The organism is Stenotrophomonas sp. YJH_SMC_17, assembly GCF_059371655.1.
Genome location: NZ_JCAFUU010000001.1, coordinates 817,126 through 833,545, shown reverse-complemented (window position 1 = coordinate 833,545; position 16,420 = coordinate 817,126). Strand labels below are relative to the sequence as shown.

The following is a 16,420-nucleotide window of genomic DNA, read 5'->3' as shown; positions in this document are numbered from 1 at the left end:
GGGATGCTCCGCTCAGGCTGCCGCGCGGGCACGCGCCTGCAGGCGCAGGCGCTGGAAGTAGACGTCCTCGAGATCAGGGGCCACGGCGCGGAAGCCATCGCCGGGATCGCTGGCACTGTGGATATGGATGACCGGGCGGCCACCGACCAGGCGCGTGGACAGCACCACGTAGCGCGCTTCATGGTCGGCCAGTTCGGACGGGTCCACCTGCTTGCGCCAGACCTGCTGCTGCAGGGCCTCGATGGCATCGGTGGGGCGGCCGGTCAGCAGCACCTGGCCCTTGTTCATGATGGCCATGCTCGGGCACAGGTCGGTCACGTCCTCCACGATGTGGGTGGAGAGGATCACCGCGACGTTCTCGCCGATGGCTGCCAGCAGGTTGAGGAAGCGGTTGCGTTCCTCCGGGTCGAGGCCGGCGGTGGGTTCATCGACGATGACCAGGCGCGGATCGCCAAGCAGGGCCTGGGCGATGCCGAAGCGTTGGCGCATGCCGCCGGAATAGGTGCCCAGCTTGCGCTTGCGCGCGTCCCACAGGTTCACCTGCTGCAGAAGGCCGTCCACCACTTCGCGGCGCTGCGCACGCTGGGTGAGACCCTTGAGCACGGCGAAGTGCTCCAGCAGGTCGAGCGCGCTGACCTTGGGGTAGACCCCGAAATCCTGCGGCAGGTAGCCCAGGCGGCGGCGCACGGCATCCTTGTCGCGCAGCACGTCGATCGGCGATTCGCCGGGAACGGTCAGCACGGCCGTGCCGCTGTCGGCTTCCTGCAGCGTGGCCAGGGTGCGCATCAGCGACGATTTGCCGGCGCCGTTGGGGCCGAGCAGACCGAACATGCCGCGCGGGATGTCCAGGCTGACATTGTTGAGAGCATGCACGCCGTTGGCGTACGTCTTGGACAGCGAATCGATCTTCAGCATGCGACGTACACCTTTCCATGGGCGTGTCTGCGCGTTATCCGCGCATCGGCCTCCGTGCGCATCCGCCGTTGGTCATGGGGGGAGAATTCCGCCCTCGCACATTGGGGCGTGGCGGGAGGTCTGGTGGCGCTTACCGGCGCAGCGACGATTCCCGCACCACCAGCTTCACCGGGATGCTCTGGCTCTCCACCGGCTGCCGGCCGATCAACGCCAGCAGGCGTTCCACCAGCAGCTGGCCGGCCTGCTTGGTGTCCTGCTGGACCGTCGTCAGCGCCGGGGACACCGAGGCCGCCAGCGGGATGTCGTCAAAGCCGGTGACCGCCACGTCCTGCGGCACCCGCAGGCCGGCTTCGCGCAGGGCACGGATCGCCCCGATGGCGATCAGGTCGCTGGCCGCGCAGATCGCATCGATCGGCTCGCCACGCGCCAGCAGCAGCTGGCAGGCGTCCTGGCCGGACGCTTCGGTGGTGATCGCGTCGTGCTGCAGCGCCGGTTCGGCGACAAGGCCGTGGTCCTGCAGGGCCGCCACATGGCCGCGGTAACGCTCCTGGAATTCCGGGTAGTGGCTGGAAGCGTGGCCAAGGAACGCGATGCGGCGGCAGCCCTGCTGCAGCAGGTGGGTGGTGATGTCGTGCCCACCCTGGAAGTTGTCGCTGCCGATCGACACGCCGGGCTGGCCGGGCAGGGCCGCACCCCAGCGCACGAAGTGCGTGCCCTGTTCGACCAGCCGCTGCAGGCGGTCGCGCGACTCGTGGTAGTCGCCGTAGCCGAGCAGGATGATGCCGTCGGCCTTGTTGCTGTCCTCGTAATCGGCCTGCCAGTCGGTGGACAGCTGCTGGAACGACACCAGCAGGTCCTGCCCGTGCAGGGCGCAGGCACGGGTGATCGAGCCGAGCATCGAATGGAAGAACGGGTTGATCAGCGAGTCGTCGTTGGTCGGGTCTTCGAAGAACAGCAGGGCCAGCGTGCCGGCATTGCGCAGGCGCAGGCTGGAGGCGTTCTTGTCGACCTTGTAGTTCAGCTCGCGGGCGATGCGCAGGATGCGCTCGCGGGTCTCGGCGTTGACCATCGGGCTGCCGCGCAGGGCCCGCGACACGGTCGGCTGGGAGACCCCGGCCAGGTGGGCGATGTCCAGGGAGGTGGCTTTGCCTTTGATGGTCATGGGCGAACGGCAGGGGGCAGGTGGAAGGTGCCCGGGCATGATGCCATGGGCAGACGCGAATGCCCTTGCAGGCGTCCGTCGGGGCGACGCTAAGTCATTGCCGTACAAGGAAATCAGTCTGAGCCTTGGCTGCGGTCAGGGACTTCTGACCCGGCGGATGGCGGCGGCAATGCTAAGATGCATCGTTCTCGCATTCCCCCAAATTTCACCAGGGGCGGCCCAGCGTACTGCACCCCTGCCTGGGGCTGTGCTATCACTGGCGGTCTGCCCTTGGACAACGGACGAAGGTACCTATGGCGCGCGGCATCAACAAAGTCATCCTGGTCGGCAATCTCGGCAACGACCCGGACGTGAAGTACACCCAGAGCGGCATGGCGATCACCCGCATCAGCCTGGCCACCACCAGCGTCCGCAAGGACAAGGATGGCAACCAGCAGGAGCGCACCGAATGGCACCGTGTGGTGTTCTTCGGCAAGCTCGGCGAGATCGCCGGCGAATACCTGCGCAAGGGCAGTTCGGTCTACGTTGAAGGCAGCCTGCGTTACGACAAATACACCGGCCAGGACGGCGTGGAGAAGTACTCCACCGATATCGTCGCCGACGAAATGCAGATGCTGGGCGGCCGCGGTGAAGGCGGCGGTGGTGGCGGTGGCGGCAACTACGGCGGCGATCGCCCGCAGCGCCAGCAGGCCCCGCGCCAGGAGTACGGCGGCGGTGGCGGCGGCCAGCGTGGCGGCCAGGGCGGTGGCTATGGCAACCAGGGCGGCAACCAGGGCGGCGGTTACGGCAACCAGGGTGGCAACCAGCGCCCGCAGCCGCAGCAGGCGCCGCCGATGGACGACTTCGCTGACGACGATATTCCGTTCTAAGGAACACGCGAGTCACAAAAAAAGCCCTGGCATCTGCCGGGGCTTTTTTTATTGGGCTTTGTGCCGCTAACGTAAACTGATGGAGGGTAAGCAATGACAGAATGGATCCAGCACCAGTTTGCAGTGCTCAAGGCGTTGCCCATGTGGATCAGTTTCACCGGATGCGCGCTGATAGCGGCAGGGGGGAGTCTCGCAGCGTATGCGGTGGCCGATCGCCTGTGCAATGCCCCAACCTATGCAATCACGCCGACTCGAGCGATGGAGCTGCTCTTCGCTGGCGTCTTGATCTCGTTGTTCTCGCCGATTGCGATGCGGATCGTCAACGGTGCGATCTACTCGTATCAGTTTGATGTCGCGTTGCTGTTCTACTTCGGGCCACTGATTCCCCTGGGCGTATGGCTTGTGGGTGTAATCATTGTGGGACGGGTCATGGTGGCCTCGAAACCAGAGCCTGAGGGGGGCGAAGCTCGCGATCAGTACAGATACAACCTTGAAGAGATCGGCCGATCGCGATATGGCCTGCACATCACGCCTCGACATCACAAACGCTGCTGCCGAATTTTTCGCATGCAAGTGTTCTGGCGCAAACCCTCAATTTCGAACGTGGGTGTGATGGCGAGGAGCACGTTGAAGACCTGCCTAATCAGTGAGCTGCAGTCGGGGGACACGGTTGAGATCGTTACACCCAATCAAAAGCTGGCCAAGTTGGTTGAATGGATGGCGGCGACCGGCATGCCAGCCGGCTACACCATTGCATCCATAGAGCGCCGGCTCGGGCGCGTGACAATGATGCTGGGTTATCTCAGCGGTTGCGGTTGGTCGTGGAGAACTGCGCTGAAGAACCCTTTGGTCAGAGGATTCGAGATCACGAGGTCATGAACGTTGGAACTGCACCAGCACATGTTGATGCAGTTGGTGATGCCTCTTGCCTGAGACGGTATCGGGAAGCAGAAATGGGTGGAGGGACTGGCCAGAGTGAGACTGATTGAGTTGAAATTTTCCACGGTCTACGCGTCGACAAGGAAGTGGGGGATCTACGGATTCCGTTTGGTCTGTTGAAGAAGGAACGGTCGACGCGCTCTTTAAGTGAATGATTCAGTGCTTTTACCGCTCGACGGGTTTGGAGCTGAGTCATCAAATGTGCACAACCGTTTTGATCGAAAGCTCGTTCGCAGCAGAAAAGAAAGCCCCGCTCATGCGGGGCTTTTCGTTTTGCGCGATGTCGACTGCGTTGTGCTTCGCAGCATCGATTTTCGTGCACCGCGACTTGCAAACAGTCAAATTCATCCCCTATGGTGCAATCGATTGCATTGCTGTGAATTGTTGCGTTTGATGCCGGTTGGGAGGCCGGAAGGTGGATGTCCATCCATACGATCAGACCGATCCCGCCCCCGGGGCTCACGCGGCGCGATGCGCTGCGCATGGCGATTGCTGGGGGCGTAGCCCTGGGTACTGCGGGAGCGTTGCCTGCATTCGCCGCCACTGCACCGTTGAAGGGCAACCTGAAGCAGGCCGTGGCCCGCTGGACCTTCCCGCAGCTGTCGGTTGCCCAGCTCTGCGCGACGGTGAAGGACATCGGCTTTGCCGCGATCGACCTGGTCAGCCCCGAAGACTGGCCCACGCTGAAGGCCCACGGCGTCTACAGCTCGATGTGCAACGGCGCGGAGCTGGGCCTGACCAAGGGCTTTGCCGGTCGCGAGTTCCACGATGAGCTGGTGGCACGCTACACGCGGCACATCGATCTGGTCGCCGATGCCGGCTACCGCAACCTCATCTGCTTCTCCGGCAACCGCAACGGTATGGATCCGCAGGACGGCATGGCGAATGCCGAGGCCGGCCTCAAGCGCATCCTCGGGCATGCGGAGAAGCGTGGCGTGGTGCTGGTGATGGAGCTTCTGAACTCCAGGGTCGACCATCGCGACTACCTGTGTGACCACTCCGCATGGGGCGTGGAGTTGTGCCAGCGGCTCGGCTCGGACAACTTCGGCCTGCTTTACGACATCTATCACATGCAGATCATGGAGGGCGACATCATCGCCACCATCGGCAGGCATCACGCGTGCTTCAAGCATTACCACACCGCAGGCGTGCCCGGCCGCAACGAGATCGGAGACCAGCAGGAGCTGAACTATCCGGCCATCTGCCGCGCGATCCGCGACACCGGTTTCAAGGGATATCTGGCGCAGGAATTCATGCCTGCGGCGCCCGATCCCGTTGCTTCATTGCGCGAGGCGATCCGCCTCTGCGACGTCTGAAACGATATCCACCCAGGTGAGAGACCCATGGCAGATAATCACTACGACGCCATCGTTGTTGGCTCGGGAATCAGTGGCGGTTGGGCAGCAAAGGAGCTGACCGAGAAGGGCCTGAAGGTCCTGATGCTGGAACGCGGTCGCAACATCGAGCACGTCAAGGACTACGTCAACGCGATGAAGGAAGCGTGGGATTTCCCGCATCGCAACCGGCCGACGCAGGCGATGAAGGCCGCGTTCCCGGTGTTGATGCGCGACTACGGGTTGGCCGAGAACCTGGAAGGGATGTGGGCCAACGAGCAGGACTCGCCCTACATCGAGACCAAGCGCTTCGACTGGTTCCGTGGCTACCACGTCGGCGGGCGCTCGCTGATGTGGGGGCGGCAGAGCTATCGCTTCTCCGACCTGGATTTCGAGGCGAACCTCAAGGAGGGCATCGCCACCGACTGGCCGATCCGCTATACCGATATCGCGCCGTGGTATGACCATGTGGAAAAGTTTGCCGGCATCGCCGGTACGCGCGAAGGACTGGACGTGCTGCCGGACGGCGAGTTCCTGCCGCCGATCCCGTTGAACATCGTCGAGAAGGATGTGGCCGCACGCATCAAGAAGGCCTTCGGCGGAACGCGGCACATGATCCACTCGCGTACGGCCAACATCACCAAGCCGATGCCCGAGCAGGGCCGCGTCAACTGCCAGTATCGCAACAAGTGCATCCTGGGCTGTCCCTTCGGTGCCTACTTCTCCACCCAGGCGGCGACGCTGCCAGCGGCGATGAAGACCGGCAACCTGACGCTGCGTCCGTTCTCGATCGTCAAGGAGGTGCTGTACGACAAGGATCGCAAGCGTGCGCGCGGCGTGGAGGTCATCGACGCCGAAACCGGCCAGACCTACCAGTACACGGCCAAGGTGATCTTCCTCAACGCGTCGTCGTTCAACTCGACGTGGCTGCTGATGAACTCGGCGACCGATGTCTGGGACGGCGGGCTGGGTTCTTCGTCGGGCGAATTGGGGCACAACGTGATGGACCATCATTTCGGCGCAGGTGCCTCGGGTCGGGTGGAGGGCTACGAAGACAAGTACTACTTCGGCCGCCGTCCCTGCGGCTTCTACATTCCGCGGTTCCGTAATGTCGCGGCCGACAAGCGCGGCTACCTGCGCGGTTTCGGCTACCAGGGCGGTGCCAGCCGCACCGGTTGGTCGCGCGAGATCGCCGAGCTGAACATCGGCGCCGACCTGAAGGAAGCGCTGACCGTACCCGGTGACTGGCGGATCGGCATGACCGGTTTCGGCGAAATGCTGCCGCACCACGACAACACCATCCGCCTGGACCGCGAGCGCAAGGACAAGTGGGGGTTGCCGGTGCTGGCGATGGACGTGTCCATGCGCGCCAACGAACTGGCGATGCGCAAGGACATGGCCGCCGATGCTGCCGAGATGCTGGAGGCGGCCGGGGTCAAGGACGTGAAGATGCACGACAACGACTACGCCCCGGGCAAGGGCATCCATGAGATGGGGACCGCGCGCATGGGGCGTGATCGCAGGAGCTCCGTATTGAACGCACACAACCAGGTCTGGGACGCACCCAACGTCTACGTCACCGACGGTGCCTGCATGACGTCCAGTGCCTGCGTGAATCCCTCATTGACCTACATGGCGCTGACGGCACGTGCCGCCGACCACGCCGTGCGCGAACTGAAAGCGGGGAACCTGTGATGGATCGTCGCGAACTGCTGAAGATGATCGTGGCCGCCACCGGTGCGGCGATGGTCGGGCTGCCGGCACTGGTGCAGGGCAAGGCGCCCGCGGCGGGGGCGATCCCAGCGTTCTCCGATGCCGAAATCGGCATGCTGGACGAGATCGCCGAGACCATCCTGCCGCGGACAAGGACACCCGGGGCGAAGGACGCGGGCGCCGGTGCGTTCATGGCAACGTTCGTCAGCGACTGCTACACCGCCCGGCAGCAGGCAACGTTCCGCGCCGGACTGGTCGACATCGACAAGCGCGCGGGTGGTCGGTTCGTATCGCTTACACCGGAAGCCCGCGCCGGGTTGCTGCGGACCTTGGATGCCGAAGCCAAGGCACGCAATGCCGATGTGACCGAGACCGGTACGCCTGAAGAGGGCGACGCGATGCCGCATTACTTCACGATGCTCAAGCAGTTGGCCATCTTCGGCTTCTTCACGTCCAAAGTCGGTGCGACCGGGGTGCTGCAGTACGTCGCCGTGCCGGGTCGCTACGACGGCGACCTGGCCTATACCCCCGGTACACCTGCGTGGGGGACCAGCTGATGGAGACCGTGATGATCAAGGCTCTGGTGATCGCCGCTGGCGTTCTGGCCGCTGCACCTGCCCTCGCACATGCCGCTGCCGATCCTGCACGCGATCCGAAGAAGACCGAGGTGTGGGAACCTGTGCCCGCCGTCGTGGCAACACCTGCAGGCAAGGCGCCTTCCGACGCCATCGTGCTGTTCGATGGCAAGAGTGTCTCGGCGTGGGAGGCAGAGCAGGGCGGGCCTGTGCCTTGGGAGATCGCCGATGGCGCGATGACCGTGGTGCCGGGCAGCAAAGGCATCCGCACCCGGCAACGCTTCTGCGATGTGCAGCTGCATGTCGAATGGCGCACACCCATGGAGACGAAGGGCTTCGACGGCCAGAACCGTGGCAACAGCGGCATCTTCCTGCAGGAACTCTACGAGCTGCAGGTGCTCGACAGTTACAACAACCCCACCTATGCGAATGGACAGGCGGGTTCGATCTACAAGCAGGCCCTGCCGCTGGTGAATGCCTCGCGTGCACCGGGGCAGTGGCAGGCGTACGACATCATCTGGAAGGCGCCACGTTTCTCATCGGGCGGCGGACTCCTCTCGCCTGCGCGCATCACGGTGCTGCACAACGGCGTACTGGTGCAGGATGACACCGTGCTGGCGGGGAAGACCGAGTACATCGGCGCGCCGTCGTACTCACCCCATGCGTGCGCGCCGCTCTATCTGCAGGAGCATGATTCCAGGGTCAGCTACCGCAACATCTGGGTGCGCGAGCTGTAGTACCCGCCGACTACTTCGCCAGGTAACTGGCGATGTCGTCGATCTCCTGCTGCGACAGTTGGGCGAAGGGCGGCATCAGGCCGCCTCCCTTGCGAATCTTGTCCTTGATCTGCGCAGCGTCCAACCGTTTGCTGACGTCGGCAAGCGCCGGGAACGCCCCTGGCATGCCGGCGCGATCGGCGCCATGGCAGGCCGCGCAGTTCGCGCTGTAGAGCGTGGCGCCGGCGGCGGGATCGTCCTTGCACCACGCGGTGGTGGCAAGCGTCGCGCCGCACAGCATTACCGCAAGTTTCAGCATCGTCTTCAAGCGAGTCTCCTTCGCGGGCTAGCGCTGTGTGCCGGCCGGCGGGCTGACGGTCAGGTGTTCACGCAGGTAGTCCGCGCCAGCCTGGATCACCTTGGCCGGATCACGTGGTTGGTCGTGTTCGAGGATGTACCAGTGCACGCCCGCGGCGGCCGCGGCTGGCAGGATCGCGTTCCAGTCCAGTACCCCCTGGCCGACGGCTGCGAATCCGCCTTCGTCTTCAGCCTGGCCCTTCGGGGCGTTGTCCTTGGCGTGTACCGCGAACAGGCGGCCGCGGAACCTGCCCAGCATCTCGGCCGGGTCGTGGCCAGCGCGCGCAACCCAGGCCAGGTCCAGCTCGGTCTGCAGGTCGGGCCCGGCGGCGGCGAACAGCAGCTCCAGGCCGGTCTTTCCGTTGAAGTCGGTCAGCTCGAAGTCGTGGTTGTGGTACGCCAGGCGCATGCCCTTGGCGCGAACCTGTTTCGACAGCCGGCCCAGCTCCTGGCCCAGTGCGGTCCAGCCCGCCGCATCGGTAGGCCGGTCCTTCGCGTCCAGGTAGGGCACGACCAGCGTGGTGTTGCCGATCGAGCGGTTGAGGGCCACCACGCCGTCCAGGTCCTTGCGCAGCTCGGCCAGCGCCACGTGCGAGGAGATCGCCTTGATCGAATACCTGTCCAGCAACTGCTTGAGTTCGGTGGCACTGACGCCCTGGGTCCCCACCGTTTCCACCGCGTGCACACCTGCGTCGTGGACGATCTTCAGCTGCTGGTCGAGCGAGCCGGCGTTGCGCAGCGAGTACATCTGCACCGCGATCGGCTTCTGCGGCGCGGGGGCTTCGCCGGCAAAGGCGGGCAGGGCAGCGAGCAGCAACAGTGCCATGGCCGTCATTCTTCGAACTGGGGTCTTCATCATGCGTTCCTCCGGGAACTCAACCGATGGTGGTCCAGGCGCGGGACCTGGCCGATGCGATGACGCGGTCGACGATCCGTGCCGAGCGCACGCCGTCGTTGAAAGTGGGCAGACCCTCGGGCCGTTCGCCGTCGATCGCGCGATAGCTGTCGGCGACAAATGCCTCGAAGCAATGCCCGTAGCCCTGCGCGTGGCCGGCCGGCAGCACCGACAGCCGCCGTTGTTCGGCACTGCCTGCACCCGGGCCACGCACGAAGATCTCCTCGCGCTGGTCGGGTCTTCCGATCCACAGTCGCTCGGCGTCCTCCTGGTTGAAGGCCACGCTGGCCCGGGCGCCATCGATCTCGAACCAGAGGCGGTTGTGGCGTCCGGCCGAGACCTGGCTGACCGTCAATGACGCCAGCGTGCCGGCGCCGGTGCGGAACATCGCCGCCGCCACGTCTTCGCTGGTGACCGCCTGCATCGCGCCGTTGGCCGTCGGCGTGCTGAAGCTCTGACCGCTGGCCGCGCCGCGCTCGGCGATCACGGTGGCGAATGCTGCACTGACCTCGGCGAAACGCTCGCCGCTGATCCATTCCACCAGGTCGCACCAGTGCGAGCCGATGTCGGCGAACACGCGCGACGTACCGCCCAGTGCCGGGTCCACGCGCCAGTTGTTGCTGGCCGGGTCCAGCAGCCAGTCCTGCAGGTAGCTGCCGTGGATCAGGTGCAACGGCCCAAGCTCGCCCTGTGCGATGCGTGCACACGCTTCGCGCACCACCGGGTGGTAGCGGTAGACGAAGGGTACCGTGGCCACAAGGCCGCGCGAGGCAGCCAGTGCAGCCAGCGCCTCGGCGTCCTCCAGCGAGGTGGCCAGTGGCTTCTCGCAGATGACGTGCTTGCCGGCTTCCAGTGCGGCCTCTGCCATCGGCCGGTGCAGATGATTGGGCGTACAGACGTGCACGACCTGCACCTGCGGATCGGCGATGACCTCGTCGATGTCCCGATAGGCGCGCGGGGCATTCCAGGACTGCGCCACGTCATGTGCACGCTGCGCGGACGAGGCGGCCACGCCGCGGATCTGCGCACCGGCCAACAGCGCCGCGCGACGATGCACGGCGCCAATCATGCCGGTGCCGACGATGGCGATTCCAAGCGTCGCCATCTACTGGATTCCCCGGGACGAAGCCGGTGCGGCTGCGACCAGTGGCCGATCGCGGAACAGCAGCAGGAAGGCGATCAGCACGACCAGTGCGACACCGGCCGGGAACAGCCAGATCTGCTGCCAGTCGCGTCCGGCGGCGGTGGTGTAGTGCTCCACCACCGCGCCGGACAGGAAGGTGCCTATCAGCATGCCCACGCCATAGGTCGCCAGGGTGATGAAGCCCTGTGCACTGCTGCGCGCGTCGGGGCCGGCATGCGCATCGGTGTAGATCTGTCCGGTGACGAAGAAGAAGTCGTAGCAGATGCCGTGCAGCACGATGCCGAGGACGATCAGGATGAAACCGCCGCCGGCATCGCCGATGTCGCCGAAGGCAAACATGACGTAGCGCACCACCCACGCGGCCATGCCCACCGCCAGCATCGTCTTCACCCCCAGCCGCGCGAACAGGAACGGCATGGCCAGCATCAGCAGCACTTCGGACACCTGGCCCAGCGACTGCAGGCCCGCAGCGCCGCGCACGCCCAGGTCGTTGAGGTAGGGGTTGGTGAAGTTGTAGTAGAACGACAGCGGGATGCAGATGGCGATGGAGGCCAGGAAGAACACCAGATACGCGCGCGATTTCAGCAGGCGCAGCGAATCCAGGCCAAGGATCTGCCCGAGGCCGGCATCGCGCTGCTTCGCCAGCGGCGGCGTGTGCGGCAGGGTGAACGCGTACAGGCCAAGCGCCAGCGAGGCCAGCGCCGCCATCTGGAAGGTAAGCTCGAGCCGGTGTGCTTGTTCCCAACCCAGCCAGCCGATCAGCACGCCGGCGACGATCCAGCCGACGCTGCCGGCCACCCGCACCAGCGGGAACTGCTTCTCCGGCGACTGCATGTGCCGCATTGCCACGCTGTTGGCCAGCGCCAGCGTTGGCATGAACAGCAGCATGTAGCCCATCACGCAGGCGGAGAACGTGCTGAAGCTGTCGGCGGTGGAGGCCATCCAAAGCAGTACTGCGCCGGCCAGGTGCAGGACCGCAAGGATGCGCTGCGCGGCGAAGTAGCGGTCTGCAATCAGGCCAACCAGGAAGGGCGCGACGATGGCGCCGACGGACTGGCTGAGGAAGGCCGTGGCCACTTGGCTGGCGCTGGCCTGCAGCGGGCCCTGCACCAGATAAGTGCCGAGGGTCACGAACCACGCCCCCCAGATGAAGAACTGCAGAAACATCATCGCGCCCAAGCGCGACATGGCGTGCGTCATGGCTTGCCCTCCCGGGGCGGTATCGGCTCAGAGTCCCAGCATGCGGTGCAGTGATGCGGCGTCGGTGCCGCTGTCGGCAAAGTCGTCGAAGGCGCGTTCGGTCACGCGGATGATGTGGTCGCGTATGAAGGCGGCCCCCTCCCGTGCGCCGTCCTCGGGGTGCTTCAGGCAGCACTCCCATTCCAGTACCGCCCAGCCGGGGAAGTCGTACTGCGCGAACTTCGAGAAGATCGATTTGAAGTCGATCTGGCCGTCGCCCAGTGAGCGGAACCGGCCGGGGCGATCGATCCAGTCCTGGTAGCCGCCATACACGCCACTGCTGGCGCTGGCGCGGTACTCCGCGTCCTTGACGTGGAAGATGCCGATGCGCGCGTGATAGCGGTCGATGAAACCGAGGTAATCCATCTTCTGCAGCAGCAGGTGGCTGGGGTCGTACAGGATCTTCGCGCGCGGATGATGGTCGACCACCTCGAGGAAGCGTTCGAAAGTCGCGCCGTCGTGCAGGTCCTCGCCAGGATGGATCTCGAAGCACAGGTCCACGCCGCAGGCATGGAAGGCATCGAGGATCGGTCGCCAGCGACGGCCCAGTTCGGCGAAGGCCTCTTCCACCAAGCCGGGCGGGCGCTGTGGCCAGGGATAGAAATACGGCCAGGCCAGCGCGCCGGAGAACGTGGCGTGCGCGGTCAGTCCCAGCCGCTGGCTGGCCTTGGCGGCCAGCATCAGCTGATCCACGGCCCAGGCCTGGCGAGCGGCGGGGTCGCCGCGCGTGCCCGCCGGTGCGAAACCGTCAAACAGGCTGTCATAGGCGGGGTGGACGGCGACCAGCTGCCCCTGCAGGTGGGTCGACAGTTCGGTGATCCGCACGCCGTGCCCGGCCAGCATCCCGGCCACATCGTCGCAGTAGGCCTGGCTGCGCGCCGCCTCGGCCAGGTCGAACAGGTGGGGGGCGCTGGTCGGCACTTGTACGCCAGAATAGCCCAGGCCCGCGGCCCAGCCGGCCAGCGTGTCCAGCCGATCAAAAGGAGCTGTGTCGCCGATGAACTGCGCCAGGAACAGCGCTGGACCCTTGAGCGTCTTCAACGTGATTCGCCCTCGATGCAATCGATTGCATTATCCTAGCAGGGGCTCACGCAGGACCTGTTGTGCACTGCACAGCGGAAAGGAGAACTAACGCCATGGCCACCATCTACGACATTGCAAAGCACGTCGGCGTCTCCGCCGGCACGGTGTCGCGCGCGCTTTCGCGGCCGGACAAGGTGCTGCCGGCCACGCGCGCGCGCATCGAGCAGGCCGCCGTCGCGCTGGGCTACGTGCCCAACACGGTGGCCCGCACGCTGAAGACCCAGCGCAGCGGCAAGATCCTGGTCACCGTTCCGGATATCGCCAACCCGTTCTTCGCGCAGATCCTGCAGGGTGCCGAAGACGCCGCTCAGGCGGTCGGCTACGCGGTGCTGCTGGGCGATACCCAGGACCAACCCGACCGCGAGGAGCGCTACGCGCAGATGCTCCGGCGCAACGAGGCCGACGGCATGATCGTGCTTGGCCACCGGCTGCCACCGACGGCGCGCGAGATTGTCCAGCAGAGGGGTGCGGCCGCGCCGGTGGTCAACGGATGCGAGTTCGACCCCACGCTGGGCTTGCCCAGTGTGCATATCGACAATGCCGCCGCCGCGCGCGCGGTCATGGAGCACCTGTACGCCCTGGGCCACGAACGCATCGCTGTGGTCGGCGGGCCGCCCGACAATCCGCTGCACCAGCAGCGCCTGGAAGGGGTGCGGGCCGCCGGCAAGGCGCGCGGCCGCCTGCGCCAGCTGAGTGTCGTGCCGGGAGACTTTTCCGTGGAATCCGGCCATGCGGCGGCGATGGCGCTGCTGGCGGACGCGACCGCACCGACCGCAGTCTTCTGCTTCAGCGACCAGATGGCGCTGGGCGCGCTGGCGGCCTGCCGCGACCGGGGCATCCGCGTGCCGGACGAGCTGTCCATCGTCGGCTTCGACGACCTGGCCTCTTCGCGTTACCTCACACCGCCGTTGACGACCATCCGGCAGCCGATGCGGGAAATCGGCGAGCGCGCGGTCAACCTGCTGCTCGCCATCATCGAACAGACGGATGTGCCGCTTCAGCAGACGCTGGATTTCAGCTTGATGGTGCGGGGGTCAACGGCTGCGCCCAGGCGCGGGTAAGGGCGGGCGGGGTGCCTTCGGGCGCCGTGACAGCCAGCGCAGCTGGCTGCAACCTTGATCCCGAATTGACGTAAAGCTGTCAGACTCGCGACAGGCAGCCCGGCACGGGCCGGGCTGGATCGTGCGATCGCGCAAGGGGGTCGGCAATGCCGTTCTTGACTGACTCGACGGAGGTCGCGATCGAAGGCGTCGGCGCGGCACGACGCATCGGCTGGATGCGCTTCGTGGGCAACGGCCTGGGGGCAATCCCCATCGCCTCGATCATGCTGGAGCGCCAGGATGGCGCGCTGCCCTGGGTCCTGTTGCTGCTCAATGCGCTGGCGTGGCCGGCGCTGGCACGGGTGCTGACCCAGCGCTCGCGCAAGCCGGCCGCGGTCCAGTTCCGCTGCATGGTGGTCGATTCCTTCTTCGGCGGTGGCTGGATCGCGTTCATGGCGCTGAGCGCAGTGCCCAGCGCCCTGTTCGCGGCATTGCTGGTGGCCGACAAGATCGCGGCCGACGGCGTGCGCCTGGCGATGCGGGCCACGCTGGCGCTGGTGGTGGGATTCGCGCTCACCTGGTGGGCACTCGGCTTCCCGTACCAACCCGTGTCATCGCAGCGCACGGTCGTACTCAGCGTGCCGTTCCTGTTCGTCTATGGCATCGGGCTGAGCATCCTCAGCTGGCAGCTGGCGCGCCGGGTGAAATCGCAGAACCGTCAGCTGCAGCGGTTGAGCCGGATGGATCCGCTGGTCGAGCTGGCCAACCGCGGCTTCCTGATCCTGCGTGCGCAGCAGGCGCTGGACAAGGCACACGGGCAGGGCGGCTTTGCCTGCCTGTTGATGCTCGATGTGGATGACTTCAAGCACATCAATGATTCGCACGGGCACCGCGCCGGTGATGAAGTACTGCGGCACATCGCCTCGACCCTGCGCGCCTTCGCCCGGCCCGGCGACACCCCGGCGCGACTGGGCGGCGACGAGTTCGTCGTGCTGCTGCACGACTGCGCGCCCGTGGATGCGATGCATGTGGCCGAGCGGGTGCGCCTGCACCTGCTCGAGGCCGCCCGTCAGGCCACGCCGGGCATCGAGTTCAGCGTGAGCATCGGCATTGCCGCCACCCCGCGCGGTGGCAGCGTGGAAGACTGGCTGGCGCAGGCCGACCGTGCGCTCTACCACGCCAAGCGGCAGGGCAAGAACACCGCCAGCTACGGCGAGTGAAGATGATGTGTCGAGGCCGCAGGCCCCTGCACGCGCTGCCAGACAGCCATTCATCCTGCGCGCGGAATCGTCGCCTCCAATCCTCTACCATGGGCCACCCCGCCCGGACGTGCCCCCCATGCAAGACGCCCTCGTAGCCCAGTCCAAGCCCCCTGTTCCGAGGATCGCGGCCTGGTTGATGATGCTGCTGGGCATGTGGCTGGCGCTGAAGCTGGGCCTGGTGGTGACCCTGCTGTCGGGCCTGCTGGTGTTCCAGCTGACCCACGTGCTGGCGTCCACGGTCGAGGGCAAGCTGCCGCCGGGACGTGCGCGCGCGATCGCGGTCATCGTGCTGTCGGCGGTGATCATCAGTGCGCTGGTGATGGCCGGTATCGGCGTCGCCTCGTTCTTCCGTACCGAGACCGGTGGCCCGGATGCACTGCTGGGGCATCTGATGGAGATCCTCAACAGCTCGCGCCATCAGGTGCCGGCGCTGCTGCAGCCGTATATTCCCGAGGACATGCCCGCGCTGCGCACGGCACTGAACGACTGGGCGGCAGAGCACCAGCGCCAGCTGGGCGTGGCCGGTACCTCGGCGGTGCAGATTGGCGTACGGGTGCTGATCGGCATGGTGCTGGGCGCGATGATCGCGCTGTATGACGAACTGCCGCTGCCACAGCTCGGGCCGCTGGCGCAGGAGCTGGTCGGCCGCACCAGCCGCCTGGCCACCGCGTTCCGCCAGGTGGTGTTCGCGCAGGTGAAGATCTCGCTGCTCAACACCGTGTTCACGGCGATCTTCCTGCTGGGCGTGCTGCCGCTGTTCGGCGTGCACCTGCCGTTGTCCAAGACGCTGGTGCTGATCACCTTCATCGCCGGCCTGCTGCCGGTGGTGGGGAACATCATCTCCAACACCATCATCACCATCGTCGCGCTGTCGGTCTCGTTCTATGTGGCGGTGGCCGCGCTGCTGTACCTGATCGTGATCCACAAGCTGGAGTACTTCCTCAACGCACGCATCGTCGGCGGCGAGATCCAGGCCCGTGCCTGGGAGCTGCTGTTGGCGATGCTGGTGATGGAGGCGGCATTCGGCCTGCCCGGCCTGGTGGCAGCGCCGGTGTTCTATGCCTACGTGAAGCGTGAGCTGGTCGATCAGCGCTGGATCTGACCCGGCCTGATGTGACATTTCCACTACGCTGAGGCGGGCCTTGCCGTCTTGTCGGCGCGTTCGCGGTCGTTATGC

General features: G+C 65.7%; 16 protein-coding genes. 9 read left to right on the top strand and 7 right to left on the bottom strand.

Annotated elements, in window-relative coordinates:
* Positions 1 to 12: 12 nt before the first annotated feature.
* A complete protein-coding gene (locus AC5P8Z_RS03935) occupies positions 13 to 915 on the bottom strand; it encodes an ABC transporter ATP-binding protein (RefSeq protein ID WP_495228179.1) in 903 nt (300 codons plus the stop codon).
* Positions 916 to 1,045: 130 nt separating this feature from the next.
* The gene (locus tag AC5P8Z_RS03930; protein WP_286071185.1) at positions 1,046 to 2,077 is read right to left on the bottom strand and encodes a LacI family DNA-binding transcriptional regulator; all 1,032 of its coding nucleotides are present in this window, start codon (positions 2,075 to 2,077) and stop codon (positions 1,046 to 1,048) included.
* Between the two features lie 293 nt (positions 2,078 to 2,370).
* Between AC5P8Z_RS03930 and AC5P8Z_RS03925 the strand changes: the two genes are divergently transcribed.
* The 6 genes from AC5P8Z_RS03925 to AC5P8Z_RS03900 all read left to right on the top strand — a co-directional run bounded on the left by AC5P8Z_RS03925 (position 2,371) and on the right by AC5P8Z_RS03900 (position 8,244).
* On the top strand, positions 2,371 to 2,946 hold the full coding sequence (locus AC5P8Z_RS03925) for a single-stranded DNA-binding protein (protein WP_010483495.1): 576 nt from the start codon (positions 2,371 to 2,373) through the stop codon (positions 2,944 to 2,946).
* Positions 2,947 to 3,039: 93 nt separating this feature from the next.
* Positions 3,040 to 3,825, top strand: a complete 786-nt coding sequence (locus AC5P8Z_RS03920; RefSeq protein WP_495228177.1) for a hypothetical protein — start codon at positions 3,040 to 3,042, stop codon at positions 3,823 to 3,825.
* A gap of 479 nt (positions 3,826 to 4,304) precedes the next feature.
* Entirely contained in the window at positions 4,305 to 5,201 is an 897-nt protein-coding gene (locus AC5P8Z_RS03915) for a hydroxypyruvate isomerase family protein (RefSeq protein WP_495228175.1), read from the top strand.
* A gap of 27 nt (positions 5,202 to 5,228) precedes the next feature.
* Complete coding sequence (locus AC5P8Z_RS03910) at positions 5,229 to 6,914, top strand: GMC oxidoreductase (RefSeq protein WP_495228173.1); 1,686 nt, start codon at positions 5,229 to 5,231, stop codon at positions 6,912 to 6,914.
* Positions 6,914 to 7,489: a gluconate 2-dehydrogenase subunit 3 family protein gene (locus AC5P8Z_RS03905; RefSeq protein WP_495228171.1), complete on the top strand. Its 576-nt coding sequence runs from the start codon at positions 6,914 to 6,916 to the stop codon at positions 7,487 to 7,489. Before AC5P8Z_RS03910 ends, AC5P8Z_RS03905 begins: the two co-directional genes overlap by 1 nt.
* 11 nt (positions 7,490 to 7,500) lie before the next feature.
* Complete coding sequence (locus AC5P8Z_RS03900; RefSeq protein ID WP_495228170.1) at positions 7,501 to 8,244, top strand: 3-keto-disaccharide hydrolase; 744 nt, start codon at positions 7,501 to 7,503, stop codon at positions 8,242 to 8,244.
* Between the two features lie 10 nt (positions 8,245 to 8,254).
* On the opposite strand, the gene AC5P8Z_RS03895 is transcribed toward AC5P8Z_RS03900, so the two are convergent.
* From AC5P8Z_RS03895 to AC5P8Z_RS03875, 5 genes are read right to left on the bottom strand one after another with little or no spacing between them, the layout of a single operon-like run.
* Entirely contained in the window at positions 8,255 to 8,542 is a 288-nt protein-coding gene (locus AC5P8Z_RS03895) for a c-type cytochrome (RefSeq protein ID WP_495228318.1), read from the bottom strand.
* A gap of 27 nt (positions 8,543 to 8,569) precedes the next feature.
* Complete coding sequence (locus AC5P8Z_RS03890; protein ID WP_495228168.1) at positions 8,570 to 9,436, bottom strand: sugar phosphate isomerase/epimerase family protein; 867 nt, start codon at positions 9,434 to 9,436, stop codon at positions 8,570 to 8,572.
* A gap of 19 nt (positions 9,437 to 9,455) precedes the next feature.
* The gene (locus tag AC5P8Z_RS03885; protein ID WP_286071193.1) at positions 9,456 to 10,580 is read right to left on the bottom strand and encodes a Gfo/Idh/MocA family protein; all 1,125 of its coding nucleotides are present in this window, start codon (positions 10,578 to 10,580) and stop codon (positions 9,456 to 9,458) included.
* Complete coding sequence (locus tag AC5P8Z_RS03880) at positions 10,581 to 11,819, bottom strand: nucleoside permease (RefSeq protein ID WP_495228166.1); 1,239 nt, start codon at positions 11,817 to 11,819, stop codon at positions 10,581 to 10,583.
* 27 nt (positions 11,820 to 11,846) lie between these two features.
* Positions 11,847 to 12,899, bottom strand: coding sequence for a sugar phosphate isomerase/epimerase family protein (locus AC5P8Z_RS03875; RefSeq protein ID WP_495228164.1), 1,053 nt, complete (start codon positions 12,897 to 12,899; stop codon positions 11,847 to 11,849).
* Between the two features lie 95 nt (positions 12,900 to 12,994).
* Here AC5P8Z_RS03875 and AC5P8Z_RS03870 point away from each other — a divergent pair, with 95 nt between their 5' ends.
* The 3 genes from AC5P8Z_RS03870 to AC5P8Z_RS03860 all read left to right on the top strand — a co-directional run bounded on the left by AC5P8Z_RS03870 (position 12,995) and on the right by AC5P8Z_RS03860 (position 16,345).
* Positions 12,995 to 14,002: a LacI family DNA-binding transcriptional regulator gene (locus tag AC5P8Z_RS03870; protein ID WP_286071196.1), complete on the top strand. Its 1,008-nt coding sequence runs from the start codon at positions 12,995 to 12,997 to the stop codon at positions 14,000 to 14,002.
* A 146-nt stretch (positions 14,003 to 14,148) separates the two neighbouring features.
* The gene (locus AC5P8Z_RS03865; RefSeq protein ID WP_286071197.1) at positions 14,149 to 15,201 is read left to right on the top strand and encodes a sensor domain-containing diguanylate cyclase; all 1,053 of its coding nucleotides are present in this window, start codon (positions 14,149 to 14,151) and stop codon (positions 15,199 to 15,201) included.
* Positions 15,202 to 15,319: 118 nt separating this feature from the next.
* Positions 15,320 to 16,345 (top strand): AI-2E family transporter, encoded by a 1,026-nt coding sequence (locus tag AC5P8Z_RS03860; protein WP_286071198.1) that lies wholly within the window; start codon positions 15,320 to 15,322, stop codon positions 16,343 to 16,345.
* The last annotated feature ends 75 nt before the right edge of the window (positions 16,346 to 16,420 follow it).